This is a genomic window from Krasilnikovia cinnamomea (genome assembly GCF_004217545.1).
Lineage (GTDB): Bacteria > Actinomycetota > Actinomycetes > Mycobacteriales > Micromonosporaceae > Actinoplanes > Actinoplanes cinnamomeus.
Map to the genome: position 1 here is coordinate 5,382,668 of NZ_SHKY01000001.1, position 14,080 is coordinate 5,396,747.

General features: G+C 71.4%; 16 protein-coding genes. 14 read left to right on the forward strand and 2 right to left on the reverse strand.

Going from position 1 to position 14,080, the window contains the following annotated elements; all coding sequences use genetic code 11:
* Positions 1-26: 26 nt before the first annotated feature.
* From EV385_RS24615 to EV385_RS24660, 10 genes are all read left to right on the forward strand, one after another.
* Positions 27-764, forward strand: coding sequence for a helix-turn-helix transcriptional regulator (locus tag EV385_RS24615; RefSeq protein ID WP_423203131.1), 738 nt, complete (start codon positions 27-29; stop codon positions 762-764).
* The gene (sufB, locus tag EV385_RS24620; RefSeq protein ID WP_130511606.1) at positions 765-2,186 is read left to right on the forward strand and encodes a Fe-S cluster assembly protein SufB; all 1,422 of its coding nucleotides are present in this window, start codon (positions 765-767) and stop codon (positions 2,184-2,186) included. It begins immediately after the preceding gene.
* Positions 2,187-2,250: 64 nt separating this feature from the next.
* Positions 2,251-3,384 (forward strand): Fe-S cluster assembly protein SufD, encoded by a 1,134-nt coding sequence (gene sufD, locus EV385_RS24625; RefSeq protein ID WP_130511607.1) that lies wholly within the window; start codon positions 2,251-2,253, stop codon positions 3,382-3,384.
* Between the two features lie 8 nt (positions 3,385-3,392).
* Positions 3,393-3,713: a non-heme iron oxygenase ferredoxin subunit gene (locus tag EV385_RS24630; RefSeq protein WP_130513537.1), complete on the forward strand. Its 321-nt coding sequence runs from the start codon at positions 3,393-3,395 to the stop codon at positions 3,711-3,713.
* The gene (sufC, locus tag EV385_RS24635) at positions 3,710-4,468 is read left to right on the forward strand and encodes a Fe-S cluster assembly ATPase SufC (protein ID WP_130511608.1); all 759 of its coding nucleotides are present in this window, start codon (positions 3,710-3,712) and stop codon (positions 4,466-4,468) included. The genes EV385_RS24630 and sufC overlap by 4 nt, the downstream gene beginning before the upstream one ends.
* 19 nt (positions 4,469-4,487) lie before the next feature.
* Complete coding sequence (locus EV385_RS24640) at positions 4,488-5,744, forward strand: cysteine desulfurase (RefSeq protein ID WP_130511609.1); 1,257 nt, start codon at positions 4,488-4,490, stop codon at positions 5,742-5,744.
* A complete protein-coding gene (gene sufU, locus EV385_RS24645; RefSeq protein WP_130513538.1) occupies positions 5,741-6,199 on the forward strand; it encodes a Fe-S cluster assembly sulfur transfer protein SufU in 459 nt (152 codons plus the stop codon). Before EV385_RS24640 ends, sufU begins: the two co-directional genes overlap by 4 nt.
* 127 nt (positions 6,200-6,326) lie before the next feature.
* Complete coding sequence (locus EV385_RS24650; protein WP_130511610.1) at positions 6,327-6,776, forward strand: metal-sulfur cluster assembly factor; 450 nt, start codon at positions 6,327-6,329, stop codon at positions 6,774-6,776.
* A 95-nt stretch (positions 6,777-6,871) separates the two neighbouring features.
* The gene (locus EV385_RS24655; protein ID WP_130511611.1) at positions 6,872-7,627 is read left to right on the forward strand and encodes a maleylpyruvate isomerase family mycothiol-dependent enzyme; all 756 of its coding nucleotides are present in this window, start codon (positions 6,872-6,874) and stop codon (positions 7,625-7,627) included.
* Positions 7,628-7,843: 216 nt separating this feature from the next.
* Positions 7,844-8,440, forward strand: a complete 597-nt coding sequence (locus tag EV385_RS24660; RefSeq protein ID WP_130511612.1) for a LysE family transporter — start codon at positions 7,844-7,846, stop codon at positions 8,438-8,440.
* 35 nt (positions 8,441-8,475) lie between these two features.
* Here EV385_RS24660 and EV385_RS24665 read toward each other — a convergent pair whose 3' ends face one another.
* The gene (locus EV385_RS24665; protein WP_130511613.1) at positions 8,476-9,159 is read right to left on the reverse strand and encodes a DNA alkylation repair protein; all 684 of its coding nucleotides are present in this window, start codon (positions 9,157-9,159) and stop codon (positions 8,476-8,478) included.
* Positions 9,160-9,191: 32 nt separating this feature from the next.
* On the opposite strand from EV385_RS24665, the gene EV385_RS24670 reads away from it, so the two are divergent.
* Positions 9,192-9,830 carry an acVLRF1 family peptidyl-tRNA hydrolase gene (locus tag EV385_RS24670; RefSeq protein WP_130511614.1) on the forward strand — a complete coding sequence of 213 codons (639 nt, stop codon included), beginning with the start codon at positions 9,192-9,194 and terminating at the stop codon, positions 9,828-9,830.
* On the opposite strand, the gene ypfJ is transcribed toward EV385_RS24670, so the two are convergent.
* Positions 9,827-10,747 carry a KPN_02809 family neutral zinc metallopeptidase gene (ypfJ, locus tag EV385_RS24675; protein ID WP_130511615.1) on the reverse strand — a complete coding sequence of 307 codons (921 nt, stop codon included), beginning with the start codon at positions 10,745-10,747 and terminating at the stop codon, positions 9,827-9,829. The two genes, EV385_RS24670 and ypfJ, sit on opposite strands and share 4 nt — an antisense overlap.
* 244 nt (positions 10,748-10,991) lie before the next feature.
* Here ypfJ and EV385_RS24680 point away from each other — a divergent pair, with 244 nt between their 5' ends.
* From EV385_RS24680 to EV385_RS24690, 3 genes are all read left to right on the forward strand, one after another.
* Positions 10,992-12,596 (forward strand): ABC-F family ATP-binding cassette domain-containing protein, encoded by a 1,605-nt coding sequence (locus tag EV385_RS24680; RefSeq protein ID WP_130511616.1) that lies wholly within the window; start codon positions 10,992-10,994, stop codon positions 12,594-12,596.
* Positions 12,597-13,033: 437 nt separating this feature from the next.
* Entirely contained in the window at positions 13,034-13,261 is a 228-nt protein-coding gene (locus EV385_RS24685; RefSeq protein WP_015620263.1) for a helix-turn-helix domain-containing protein, read from the forward strand.
* The gene (locus EV385_RS24690) at positions 13,258-14,043 is read left to right on the forward strand and encodes an enoyl-CoA hydratase/isomerase family protein (RefSeq protein ID WP_130511617.1); all 786 of its coding nucleotides are present in this window, start codon (positions 13,258-13,260) and stop codon (positions 14,041-14,043) included. The genes EV385_RS24685 and EV385_RS24690 overlap by 4 nt, the downstream gene beginning before the upstream one ends.
* Positions 14,044-14,080: the final 37 nt, after the last annotated feature.

A 14,080-nucleotide genomic window follows, 5' to 3' on the forward strand; every position in this document is an offset into this window, starting at 1 on the left:
ACCCGGGTTTGCGGCTGCTCGGGGAAATACGTAACGTTGCCGTTGTGAAAAACGCGGTGCTGCCCCGAGGGGGTGCGGTGGCGAACGCCAGCGCCCCGGACGGACGCACCCGTGACCGGGTCGCCCAGTTGCTGCTGGAGCGCGGCGCGGCCACCGCGGCCGAGCTGGGCGCGGAGCTGGGCCTGAGCCCCGCCGCGATCCGCAAACACCTCGACGCCATGCTGGCCGAACGCCTCGTCGAGGTGCGCGAGCGCCCGCAGCGCGGCCCGCGCGGCCGGGGCCGCCCCGCCAAGACGTTCGTGCTGACCGCCGAGGCGCGCGAGGGCTTCCCGCACTTCTACGACGGCATCGCCACGGCCGCACTGCGCTGGATCGCCGAGCACGGCGGCCCCGAAGCGGTCGGCGCGTTCGCCGCCGCCCAGGTCGCCCCGCTGGAGGAGCGCTGCCGGGCCGTGCTTCGCTCGGCCGGCGAGGACCCGATCGCCCGGGCGGAGGCGCTCGCCGAGGCGCTGACCGCCGAGGGCTACGCTGCCAACGCGACCGCGATCGCGTCCGGCGGGCAGCTGTGCCAGCACCACTGCCCGGTGGCGCACGTGGCCGCCGAGTTTCCCCAGCTGTGCGACGCCGAGACCGCGGTCATCTCGCGGCTCATCGGCACCCACGTGCAGCGTCTCGCCACCATCGCGCACGGCGACGGGGTGTGCACCACGCACATCCCGGGACCGGCGCGGGAGAAACCCGCAATCACGGTTAGGACCGGATAGATGACCGACCAGATCGCTACTCAGGAAGAGCACCTCGCTGCCCTGGGCAAGTACGAGTACGGCTGGGCCGACGCCGACGTTGCGGGCGCCACCGCCCAGCGTGGCCTGTCCGAGGCCGTGGTGCGCGACATCTCCGCGAAGAAGAACGAGCCGGAGTGGATGCTCGAGCGCCGGCTCAAGGGTCTGCGCCTGTTCGACCGCAAGCCCATGCCGAACTGGGGCGCCGACCTCACCGGCATCGACTTCCAGAACATCAAGTACTTCGTGCGCTCGACCGAGAAGCAGGCCCAGTCGTGGGAGGACCTGCCCGAGGACATCAAGAACACGTACGACCGGCTCGGCATCCCCGAGGCGGAGAAGGCGCGCCTGGTGGCCGGTGTCGCCGCGCAGTACGAGTCCGAGGTCGTCTACCACAAGATCCGTGAGGACCTCGAGGAGCAGGGCGTCATCTTCCTCGACACCGACACCGGCCTGCGCGAGCACGAGGACATCTTCAAGGAGTACTTCGGCACCGTCATCCCGGTCGGCGACAACAAGTTCGCGTCGCTGAACACCTCTGTGTGGTCCGGCGGCTCCTTCATCTACGTGCCCAAGGGCGTCCACGTCGAGATCCCGCTGCAGGCCTACTTCCGGATCAACACGGAGAACATGGGCCAGTTCGAGCGGACCCTGATCATCGTGGACGAGGGCGCGTACGTGCACTACGTCGAGGGCTGCACCGCGCCGATCTACTCCTCCGACTCGCTGCACTCCGCGGTCGTCGAGATCATCGTCAAGAAGAACGCCCGCTGCCGGTACACGACCATCCAGAACTGGTCGAACAACGTCTACAACCTGGTCACCAAGCGCGCCACCTGCGAGGAGGGCGCGACCATGGAGTGGATCGACGGCAACATCGGCTCCAAGGTGACCATGAAGTACCCGGCGGTCTACATGACCGGCCCGCACGCCAAGGGCGAGGTGCTCTCGGTCGCCATGGCCGGCGAGGGCCAGCACCAGGACGCGGGCGCCAAGATGGTGCACGCCGCGCCGCACACCTCCTCGACGATCGTCAGCAAGTCGATCGCCCGGGGCGGTGGCCGGACCAGCTACCGGGGCCTGGTGCAGGTGCTGGAGGGCTCGGCGCACTCCAAGAGCACGGTCAAGTGCGACGCGCTGCTGGTCGACACGATCAGCCGCAGCGACACGTACCCGTACGTCGACATCCGCGAGGACGACGTGGCCATGGGCCACGAGGCGACCGTCTCCAAGGTCAGCGAGGACCAGCTCTTCTACCTGATGAGCCGGGGCCTGACCGAGGACGAGGCCATGGCGATGATCGTGCGCGGCTTCATCGAGCCGATCGCCAAGGAGCTCCCCATGGAGTACGCCCTGGAGCTGAACCGCCTGATCGAGCTGCAGATGGAGGGGGCGGTGGGCTAGCGCCCACTCGCCGCGCGCCCACCGCTTGAGCTTGAGAAACCCCGACCAACTGAGCAAGGACGAGATGACTACCGAGGCCCTGGCACCCCCGAGCACCAAGTCGCAGGTGCTGCGTTCCTTCGACGTCGCCGACTTCCCGGCCCTGACGGGCCTGGAGGAGGAGTGGCGCTTCACCCCGCTCAAGCGGCTCGGGTCGCTGGTCACGGCGAGCACGCTGACCGGGGCCGCCCCGGTGCTGGAGTACGGCGACCTGCCGGCCGGGGTGGCCGTCAAGTCCGTCTCCACCGCCGACGTGGAGCCGGTGCTGATCCCGTTCGACCGGGTCAGCGCGCTGGCCTTCGGCTCGGCGGGCGACGTGAACCTGATCGAGGTGGCGTCCGAGACGGTCGCGGACGCGCCCGTACTGATCAAGGTCGTCGGCCAGGGCACGGAGGCCGCCGCGGCCCGTACGGTGATCAAGGTCGGCGGGTTCGCCCAGGTCACCCTCGTGCTGGAGCAGGTCGGCAGCGCCGTGCTGGCCGACAACGTCGAGGTGATCGTGGGTGACGGCGCCCAGCTGCATCTGGTCACGCTCGCCGAGTGGGCGTCGGACGCAGTGCAGGCGCAGCACATCCGGTTCCGGGTCGGCCGCGACGCCCGGGTCAACCACGTGCAGGTGGCGCTCGGCGGCTCCCTGGTCCGCCAGTTCACCAGCGTCGAGTACGCGGGTCGCGGCGGCGAGGCCGAGCTGTGGGGCCTGTACTTCGCCGACGCCGGCCAGCACTTCGAGCACCGCCAGCTGGTCGACCACGGCGTGCCGGACTGCCGCAGCTACGTCGGCTACCGGGGCGCGCTGCAGGGCGCCTCGGCGCACACCGTGTGGGTCGGCGACGTGCTGATCCGCGCGGCCGCGACCGGCACGGACACGTACGAGATCAACCGGAACCTGCTGCTCACCGACGGCGCCCGGGCCGACTCCGTGCCCAACCTGGAGATCGAGACCGGCGAGGTCGCCGGGGCGGGCCACGCCAGCGCGACCGGCCGCTTCGACGACGAGCAGCTGTTCTACCTGATGGCGCGGGGCATCCCGGAGGACGAGGCCCGCAAGCTGGTCGTGCGCGGCTTCTTCGCCGAGCTGATCAACAAGGTGCCCATCGAGGAACTGCGCGAGCGGCTCGGCGAGACCATCGAGTCCCGCTTGGCGGAGGTCGAGTCGTGACGTTCCAGATGGTCGGGTCCGCCGACGACGTCGCGAAGGGCACCGCGATCAGCGTCGAGGTCGACGGCGTGGACATCGCCGTCGTGCACACCGACGACGACTCGTTCTACGCGGTACGCGACGAGTGCAGCCACGCCACCGTCGCCCTCTCCGAGGGTGAGGTCGACGGCTGCACCCTCGAATGCTGGCTGCACGGCTCGCGGTTCGACCTGCGTACCGGCGAGCCCACCGGACTGCCCGCCACCGAGCCGGTGGCGACCTTCCCCGTCGAGATCCGCGACGGTGAAATCTACGTCTCTTCGACACCGAGCAATGGAGTAATGCCGTGAGCACCCTCGAGATCCGTGACCTGCAGGTGTCGGTCAAGCTGCCCGAGGGCGAGCTCAAGCCGATCCTGGCCGGCGTCGACCTGACCGTGAAGGCCGGCGAGACCCACGCCATCATGGGTCCGAACGGCTCCGGCAAGTCCACTTTGGCGTACTCCATCGCCGGCCACCCCAAGTACGAGATCACCGGCGGGACGGTGACCCTGGACGGCGCCGACGTGCTGGCCATGAGCGTCGACGAGCGCGCCCGCGCGGGCCTGTTCCTGGCCATGCAGTACCCGGTCGAGGTGCCGGGCGTCTCGGTGGCGAACTTCCTGCGTACGGCGAAGACCGCGATCGACGGCGAGGCCCCGAAGCTGCGCACCTGGGGCGGCGAGCTGCGCTCCGCGATGGAGCGGCTGCAGATGGACCCGTCGTTCGCCCAGCGCAACGTCAACGAGGGCTTCTCCGGCGGCGAGAAGAAGCGCCACGAGATCGTGCAGCTGGAGCTGCTGAAGCCGAAGGTGGCCATCCTCGACGAGACCGACTCGGGCCTGGACATCGACGCGCTGCGCATCGTCAGCGAGGGCGTCAACCGGGTCAAGGACACCGGCGAGACCGGCGTCCTGCTGATCACCCACTACACCCGCATCCTGCGCTACGTGAAGCCCGACTTCGTGCACGTGTTCGTCGCCGGCAAGATCGTCCAGGAGGGCGGTCCGGAGCTGGCCGAGCAGCTCGAAGCCGAGGGATACGAGCGTTACCTGACCCGCGCCTGAGACCCCCGAAGGACCCACGATGACGTTCGACGTTGCCCGGGTGCGTGCCGACTTCCCGATCCTCGGTCGGGAAGTCAACGGGCACCCGCTGGTGTACCTCGACAGTGCCAACACCTCGCAGAAGCCCCGCGCGGTGCTCGACGCGATGCGCGCGCACCACGAGCGGCACAACGGCAACGTCTCCCGCTCGGTGCACACCCTGGGCACCGAGGCGACCTCGGCGTACGAGGACGCCCGGGCGAAGGTGGCCACCTTCATCGGCGCGTCGTCGCCCGACGAGGTGGTGTTCGTCAAGAACTCCACCGAGGCGATCAACCTGGTCGCGTACGCGTTCTCCAACGCGGCCACGCAGCCCGGCGCCGACCCGCGGTTCACGCTCGGCCCCGGCGACGAGGTGGTGATCTCCGAAATGGAGCACCACTCCAACATCGTGCCGTGGCAGCTGTTGTGCCAGCGCACCGGCGCCACGCTGCGCTGGTTCGGCATCACCGACGACGGCAGGCTCGACGAGTCGCGTCTCGGTGAGCTGGTCAACGAGCGTACGAAGATCGTCTCGATCGTGCACATGTCGAACATCCTCGGCACGATCAACGACCCGGCGCGGATCGTCGCCCGGGCGCACGAGGTCGGCGCCCTGGTGCTGCTGGACTGCTCGCAGTCCGTGCCGCACCTGCCGGTCGACGTGGCCGCCCTCGGCGCGGACTTCATCGCGTTCACCGGCCACAAGATGCTCGGGCCCACCGGCATCGGCGCGCTGTGGGGCCGGGGCGAGCTGCTGGCGGCCATGCCGCCCGTGCTCGGCGGCGGCTCGATGATCGAGACCGTGACGATGGAACACACGACGTTCGCCGCGCCGCCCGCCCGCTTCGAGGCGGGCACCCCGCCGATCGTCGAGGCCGTCGGCCTCGGCGCGGCCGTCGACTACCTGTCCGCGCTCGGCATGGAGGCCGTCCACCAGCACGAACAGGAAATCACCGGGTACGCCCTGAAGACCCTCGCGGACGTCACCGGGGTACGGGTGTTCGGCCCGGGCGGCCCGGACGGGCGCGGCGGCACGGTGTCGTTCGACGTCGCCGGGGTACACCCGCACGACGTCGGCCAGATCCTCGACGACCTCGGGGTCGAGGTGCGGGTGGGCCACCACTGCGCCCGCCCCGTGTGCGCCCGGTTCGGGGTCTCGTCGATGACCCGCGCGTCGTTCTACCTGTACACCACGACCCAGGAGATCGACGCGCTGGCGCAGGGGCTCGACCGGGTGCGGAAGGTGTTCGCCTGATGATGGATCAGCTTTACCAGGACATCATCCTGGACCACTACAAGCACCCGCACGGACGGGGACTGCGCGACCCGTTCGGCGGGGAGGCGCACCACGTCAACCCCACCTGCGGGGACGAGATCACCATGCGGGTCGCGGTCGAGGGCGGCACGCTGGCCGACATCTCGTACGACGGCATGGGCTGCTCGATCAGCCAGGCGTCCGCGTCGGTGCTGCACGAGCTGCTGCAGGGCAGTGACACCGCGCAGGCGTTCCGGGTGCACGAGGCGTTCCTGGAGCTGATGCAGGGCCGGGGCCAGGTCGAACCCGACGAGGAACTGCTCGGCGACGGGATCGCGTTCGCCGGGGTGGCCCGGTATCCGGCCCGGGTGAAGTGCGCGCTGCTGCCGTGGATGGCCTTCAAGGACGCCGCGGCACGCGCCGGAGTGGGCGTCAACCCTGAAGTCACGGCATGACCGGAGCCTCGGCGCGTCGATGAGGAACATGGCATGGCCGGGCGTAGCGAGAAGCGTGCCGGTGTGCCGAAAATGAGCACAGCGTGACCGCGCGTACGGGGCGTGGCACGTCGCGAAAGGACACGGCATGAGCGACAGGACCGTCGAAGAGATCGCCGCGGACGCCGCGGACACCGCCGGCCCGGACGACGCGACCTCGGCGAACGCCATTGCGGATTCCAAGGCCGGCGTCCTCAAGCCGGACGCCCCGGCCAGGGCGTCCGCCGCCGACGTCGAGGAGGCGATGCGCGACGTTGTCGACCCCGAGCTCGGCATCAACGTGGTGGACCTCGGCCTGCTGTACGGCACCCACATCGACGACGAGAACGTCGTCACGCTCGACATGACCCTGACGTCCGCGGCCTGCCCGCTGACCGACGTGATCGAGGACCAGACCCGGCAGGCGCTGACCGGCGGCCCCGGTGGTGGCATCGTCAGCGACTTCCGGATCAACTGGGTGTGGCTGCCGCCGTGGGGCCCCGACAAGATCACCGACGACGGCCGGGAACAGCTCCGGGCGCTCGGCTTCAACGTCTGACCCGCGCCGTACCCGACCCGGTAGCCCGCACGGTGCGCTGTGCGCGGTGCGCGGCGGACGCGGTGACTGTCGGACCGGGGTGCTACAACCACCGCATGACGCCGACACCATCCCTGTCCGAGCTGTTGTCGTTGATCGACGAGCGCTCCGCCGCGCTGCGCGCCGCGGTGGACGCCGCCGGTGCCCTCGATGTCCCGGTGCCCGGCTGCCCGGACTGGTCCCTGCGCGAGCTCACCATCCACCTCGGCGAGGTACAGCGGTTCTGGTCCGTGGTCGTCGCCGACGCGGACCCGGACGGCGCGCCGTCGCACGACCGCATCCCCGACCCCGAGCCGCTCGGTGACCTGCTCACCTGGTCGGCCGAGTCCACCCGGCTCCTGCTGGACGCGCTGACGCAGGCCGGCCCGGATCGGCCGTGCTGGACGTGGTGGGGCCCGTCGGGTGCGCCGATGACGGCCGCAGCGGTGGCCCGCCACCAGGTGCAGGAGGCCGCGGTGCACGCGTTCGACGCGCAGGAGGCGATCGGCAAGCCGGAACCCCTGCCGTCCGCGGCCGCGATCGACGGGGTCGCGGAGTTCGTCCAGGTCGGTCTCGGCTCCGAGGGCGCCTGGCCGCACGACCCGGCTCGGATCGCCTTCGCGGCGGCCGAGGGGTCCTCCTGGCCGGTCGAGCTGTCCGCCGAGGGGGTCAGGCTCGATCCGACCGGCGGCGCCGCGCCGCTGGCCACCGTCCGCGCACCGGCCAGCGACCTGGTCCTGGCCCTGTACCGGCGGATTCCGCTGGACCGGGTCCAGGTCGACGGCGACCGCGCCGTAGTGGAGCGGCTCCTGGCCTGGGGTGACACGGAGTGAGGCCCCCTCGGTGGCGGCGCCCCGTGAGGCCCGCGGTTGAAGGTTTGTGAGGAGGTCGCCGGGCGTCACAATTCGCTGGCCGAGGAGAGCCGGGAACGTGCACCATGGCCCCGTGACCAAGCCTGAGACGTCCCGCCGCCCGACTGTCGCCGCCCTTCTCCGGGCCGGCCGACAGCAGGCGCGCGCGGGCGCCCGGCCGGTCCGTACCGGTCAGTCGTGACCGCCCCGTTCCTGGCCGGCGTGGTCGCCGGGTATGGCGTGGCCATCCCCGTGGGCGCCATCGCCGTGCTGATCGCGGGTCTGAGCGCCCGGACTTCGCTGCGCGTGGGCGCGGCGGCCGGTCTCGGCGCGGCCACGGCCGACGGCATCTACGCGCTGGCGGCCGTGCTCGGTGGCGCGGCGCTGGCCGGACTGGTGGCCCCGATCGCGGTTCCGCTGCGCTGGGCGGCCGCGGCGGTGCTGCTCGGCCTCGCCGCGCACACCGCCTGGAGCGCCCTGCGACCGCGCCGCTCCGGCGGTCCGGCGCGCACGGACGAGACCACACCGCTGCGGGCGTACCTCGGGATTCTGAGCCTGACGCTGCTCAACCCGGCCACCGTCGTGTATTTCGCGGCGCTGGTCCTGGGGCGCGGCGGCTCCGGTGGCGGGGTGATGTTCGTGCTGGGCGCGTTCGTGGCGTCGGCCAGCTGGCAACTGCTCATCGCCGGTGGCGGGTCGCTGGCGGGTCGGATGCTGACCGGGGAACGGGCCCGGCTGGTGACCGCCCTGGTGTCGAGCGCCGTGATCGCGGTACTGGCGATCCAACTGCTCTGAGCGACCCGGTGCCAAGCGGCACCGGCCCGGCGCGGCTACAAGTGCTTTGTGGCCTCGCGCACCGACAGCCCGGACAACTGGTCGCGGTGCGCCGCCACGTAGCGGCGGACCGCGTCCGGGTCGGTGCGGGCGTACTGGCGCAGCGCCCAGCCGATCGCCTTTCGGACGAAGAAGTCGCGGTGCCCGGCCTGCCGGGTGCAGTAGCCGAACAGCCGCTCGGTGTCCGTGTCCGCGCCGTACCGCAGCTGGTGCAGGATCGCGGTCCGGACCAGCCACATGTTCTCGTCGGTGGCCCAGGCGTCCATCTCGGCGACGAGTACGGGGTGGCGCTGGACGAGGCCGCCGACCGCCCAGGTGGCCAGCGGGTCGACGGTGTCCCACCAGGACTTCGTGGTGATCAGGGTGCGCAGCGTGGCAAGGAAACCGGGACCGGTCACCGCCGCGTGGCGGCGCAGGTAGGTGCAGGCGAAGTACTGGTACTCCCGCTCCGGAAGGTCCCAGCAGGCCAGCACGATGCCGCGCAGGTCGTCCTCGGCCGGCTTGGGCAGCCCGGTCCACACCGTACGGTTCAGCGCGGTCTGGGTCGGCGCGGGCAGCCCGAGGAACGGGAACTGGTCGCGCATGTACGCCGCCGCCTGCGCGGCCCGTACCGGTTCGCGGGCGGCGGAGTAGGTGCCGACGAGCCGGTCCAGGACCTCGTCGGCGAGCGCTCGGGACATGCAGCGATCATGCCATCGGTACAGTCGGGGCCATGAGCGCACGTCCCGCCGCCGGGGGCGGCCGCTGGGTCGATGTCGCGCCGGAGCGCCTGCCGCGCTGGCTGGAGAACTTCGCGACCCGGCACGGGGCGTACACGCAGCAGGGTCTGACCGTGGTGGCCGCGGACGGCGCGTCGGCCGAGCTGGCCGCGCCGCCCGGGGCGCCGGCCGTCACCGATCTCGACGGGCTGCTGCGGGCGGCGGCCGCGCCGCGCCGGCTCGGCCTGCTGCTGGCCCGCAAGGGCGCGGTCGCGGTCGGCGTCGCCGAGGGCGCCGAGCTGGTCGCCTCGAAGGTGGAGACGCACTACGTTCAGGGCCGGACCGCTGCGGGCGGGTGGTCGCAGCAGCGTTTCGCGCGCCGCCGCGACAACCAGGCGCGCGCGGCCGCTGCCGACGGCGCCGACATCGTCGCGCGGTTGCTGCTGCCCGAGGTACGCACGCTGGCGGCGCTGGTGACCGGCGGCGACCGGACGGCCGTGGACGCCGTCCTGACCGCGCCCGCGCTCGCGCCGGTGGCCGGACTGCGCGCGGAGCGGTTCCTGGATGTCCCCGAGCCCCGGCGCGCGGTGCTGCTGGGGGCGGTCACCGCGGCCCGGGCCGTGCGCATCCTGGTCCGCGACCACGGGGACTAGATCGCGCCGGCGGCGAAGGTGTCGCAGCTCCTCGGGTCGCCGGACTGGAATCCCGTGGCGAACCAGTGCTGGCGCTGGGCGCTGGTGCCGTGCGTGAACTCCGCCGGGTTGATGCTGCCGCCGCCGCGCCGCTGCAGCGCGTCGTCGCCGATCTTGCCGGCGGTGTCCAGGCCCTCCTGGATATCCTGCTCGGTGAGGCGCTTGAAGATCTTCTTGCCGGTCGCGGTCTCGGTCCCGGTGGCGTTCCTGGCCCACGCCCCCGCGTAGCAGTCGGCCTGCAGCTCCAGGCGGACCGAGAGCTGGTTCGCGTGCTTCGGGTCGCGCTGCTGTTCGCGGCGCATCTGCGCCTCGGTACCCAGCAGGTCCTGGACGTGGTGGCCGTACTCGTGGGCGAGCACGTACGGCTGGGCGAACTCGCCGGGGGCGCCGAGGGACTCCCCGAGCACCCGGTAGAAGGTGAGGTCGATGTAGACCTTGTCGTCGGCCGGGCAGTAGAACGGTCCGACGCCCGAGTCGGCGCGGCCGCAGCCGGTCCGTACGACGTTGGAGAAGTACACCGTCTTGGCGGGCCGGTAGCTCTCGTTGAACGCGCGCGGCAGCGCCTCGGCCCAGTAGTTCTGGATCGAGTTGACGTACAGGTTGTTGCGGCAGTCGAGCTGCTTGAGCTTGTCGGGCTGCGAGCACTCCTGCGCCAGCACGGTGTTGTCGCCGGTCTGGTTGCCGCCGCCGTCACCGGTGAACTGGTTGATGCCGAAATAGCCGGTGACCAGGGCGATGACCACCGAGACGACGATGCCGGTGAGGCCGCCCCCGCCGATCGGCAGGCCGGCGAAGCCACCACCGCCCCCGCCGCCACCAGAGCCGCGTCGGTCCTCGATCTGGCTGGTGTCGATCTCGGCGTTCTCGTTGAGCTCCATCTTCCCCTCACTGAGCCGGCCCGGGTGCCCGCGCTGTACCCACAATGGCGGCCCGGGCGTGGCCGGCCTGTACCCGCTGATCGTGCCCGCTAATCGGTTGGGGGCCGTATCGGCCGGGTCGCTAGTATGGGCGGGTGCTGCTCTGCGAAGGCTGACCGCCCCCGCGCCGACCGCGGTCGTACCCGGTCGGCGTCGCCGCGTGCCCTGAGCCAGCCGGACCCCTGCGAGAGCGAGACGTCTTCCCATGATCACCGCCACCGGACTCGAACTGCGTGCCGGCGCCCGCATCCTGATGTCGCCCACCACGCTGCGGGTGCAGCCCGGCGACCGGATCGGCCTGGTCGGGCGCAACGGCGCCGGCAAGACCACCACGCTGAAGGTGCTGGCCGGGGAGGGGCAGCCGTACGCCGGGGCGGTGGAGCGGCGCAGCGAGGTCGGCTACCTGCCGCAGGACCCGCGTACGGGTGACCTGAACGTCACCGCCCGCGACCGGGTGCTGTCCGCCCGCGGCCTGGACACGCTGCTGGCCGAGATGCAGAAGCTCGAGGTGCAGCTGGAGGAGAGCGCGGACGAGAAGCTGGTGCGCCGCTACGGCACCCTGGAGGACCAGTTCGCCAGCCTCGGCGGGTACGCGGCCGAGGCCGAGGCGGCCCGCATCTGCGCCAACCTGGGCCTGCCGGACCGGGTCCTCGCGCAGACCATCGGCACCCTCTCCGGCGGTCAGCGCCGCCGCATCGAGCTGGCCCGGATCCTGTTCCGGGACGCCGCCGAGGGTGGCAAGGGCATCCTGCTGCTCGACGAGCCGACCAACCACCTGGACGCGGACTCGATCGCCTGGCTGCGCGGCTACATGGCCCAGCACAAGGGCGGCCTCGTGGTGATCAGCCACGACGTGTCGCTGCTGGAGGCGGCGGTCAACAAGGTCTGGTATCTGGACGCGAACCGCTCGGTCGTCGACGTCTACAACGTGGGCTGGAAGACGTACCTGGAGCAGCGCGAGACCGACGAGCGGCGGCGTCGCCGCGAGCGCGCGAACGCGGAGAAGAAGGCCGGGGCGCTGATGGCCCAGGCGGACAAGATGCGCGCGAAGGCGACCAAGACGGTGGCCGCGCAGAACATGGCCCGGCGCGCGGAGCGGCTGCTCAGCGGCCTGGAGGAGAGCCGGGTGTCGGACCGGGTCGCCAAGGTGCGCTTCCCGACCCCGGCGCCGTGCGGCAAGGTGCCGCTGACCGCCTCGGAGCTGTCCAAGTCGTACGGCTCGCTGGAGATCTTCACCGATGTCGGGGTGGCGGTGGACCGCGGCTCGCGGGTCGCGATCCTGGGGCTCAACGGCGCGGGCAAGACCACCCTGCTGCGCATCCTGGGCGGCCTGCTGCAGCCGGACACCGGCGAGGTACGGCCGGGGCACGGGCTGCGGCTGGGCTACTACGCCCAGGAGCACGAAACCCTGGAGGTCGACCGTACGGTGCTGGAGCACATGCGCAGCGCCGCGGCGGAGCAGACCGACACGGAGCTGCGCAAGATCCTCGGCGCGTTCCTGTTCTCGGGCGACGACGTCGACAAGCCCGCCGGGGTGCTCTCCGGCGGCGAGAAGACCCGCCTTGCGCTGGCGACGCTGGTCTGCTCGGGCGCCAACGTGCTGCTGCTCGACGAGCCGACGAACAACCTCGACCCGGTGAGCCGGGAGCAGGTGCTGGACGCGATCGCCAACTACCCGGGCGCGATCGTGCTGGTCACCCACGATCCGGGTGCGGTGGTGGCGCTCAAGCCGGACCGCGCGATCCTGCTGCCCGACGGCGACGAGGACGCGTGGAGCGACGAGCTGCTGGAGCTGGTCGAGCTGGCCTGACCCGGTGGGTCAACGGCATCGTCGGTTGTCAACCGCCGCCCACACAACATGTGCGACATCTGCGCGGTGCGGCACGGGTCCCGGCCCGGCTCGCGCGCCGGCGCCGGGCCCGACGCCGCACTCCCGGGATCGTACGGTAAGCGTTTGAGGACGCTGCGTGACGCCGCGGTGTGCCGCGGGCATGGTCATTTCCGCAGGTGATCGATGGTGCGTGAGCCGCCGCTCGGCGCATCGGGCGCGGCTGAGCGTGGCGGGGGCCGTCCGGGTCCGGCGGCCGCGCCGTCCTCCCGGCATCGATGCGCTTGGTCACCGTCGGGTTCCTGACAGTGGTAAATGGGCACGTTGGCTAACGCCGGATACCTAGCGCATGATCGTCCGAGGCGGTCTAATAGGTGGGACCGTATCGAACCGCACAGTCTGGGACGTGAGGATTCAACATGGCAGCCACCGGCACAGCCACCAGCACTGAGAAGGGTCGCCGAATCGTCGGTAGCGAGCGTCAGACGCTCGCCAAGGATCTGGTCAAGCGTTACACCTCCGGCGAAAGCATCCGCGCGCTGGCCGCCTCGACCGGACGGTCGTACGGTTTCGTGCACCGGGTGCTCACCGAGTCGGGCGTGCAACTGCGCCAGCGTGGCGGCGCCCGGCGCCGGAAGAAGGCGTGACGACCGACAGCGCTGATCGCGCGGGCGACGCGGGCGTTCGCTGGGAACAGGCGGGGCCGGTAGCGACGGTGACGTTGTGCCGGCCCGATGTCCTCAACGCCCAGACCCCGGCCATGTGGTCGGAGTTGGAAAACATTTCCCGTAAATTGCCGGGGGACGTGCGGGTCGTCATTCTCCGAGGGGAAGGGCGTGCGTTTTCCGCGGGCCTCGATCTGTCGGTCGCGCGGGGCACGGGCGACGCCGCCCTCGCCCAACTGGCCCGATTGTCGCCGGAGGAGTGCGCCGAGCGAATCGCGGGCTTCCAGGCCGCGTTCACCTGGCTGCGGCGGCCCTCCTTGCTGACGATCGCGGCGGTGCACGGGCACGCCATCGGGGCGGGATTCCAACTGGCGCTGAATTGCGACCTGCGGATCCTGGCCGACGACGCCCGGTTCTCCATGGCCGAGGTGACCCTCGGCCTGGTGCCCGACCTCGGCGGCACCAAGCGGCTCACGGAACTGGTCGGGTACGCCCGCGCGCTGGAGATCTGCGTGACCGGGCGGCGGATCGCGGCCGACGAGGCCGCGCGGCTGGGCCTGGCGACGGCCGTGGTGCCGGGCGCGGAGCTCGACGGCGCGGTCGCCGACCTGACCGCGGCGGTGCTGTCGGCTGACGGAGCAGCGGTGGCCGAGATCAAGGCGCTGCTGGCCGGGGCGGCCGACCGCACGTACGACGAGCAGGATCGCGCCGAACGCGAGGCGCAGACGCGGCGATTGCGGGACTTGGCGGGCACCGGCGAGTGAGGCCCACTCAGGAGTAAGGCACATCCGGGAATACGGG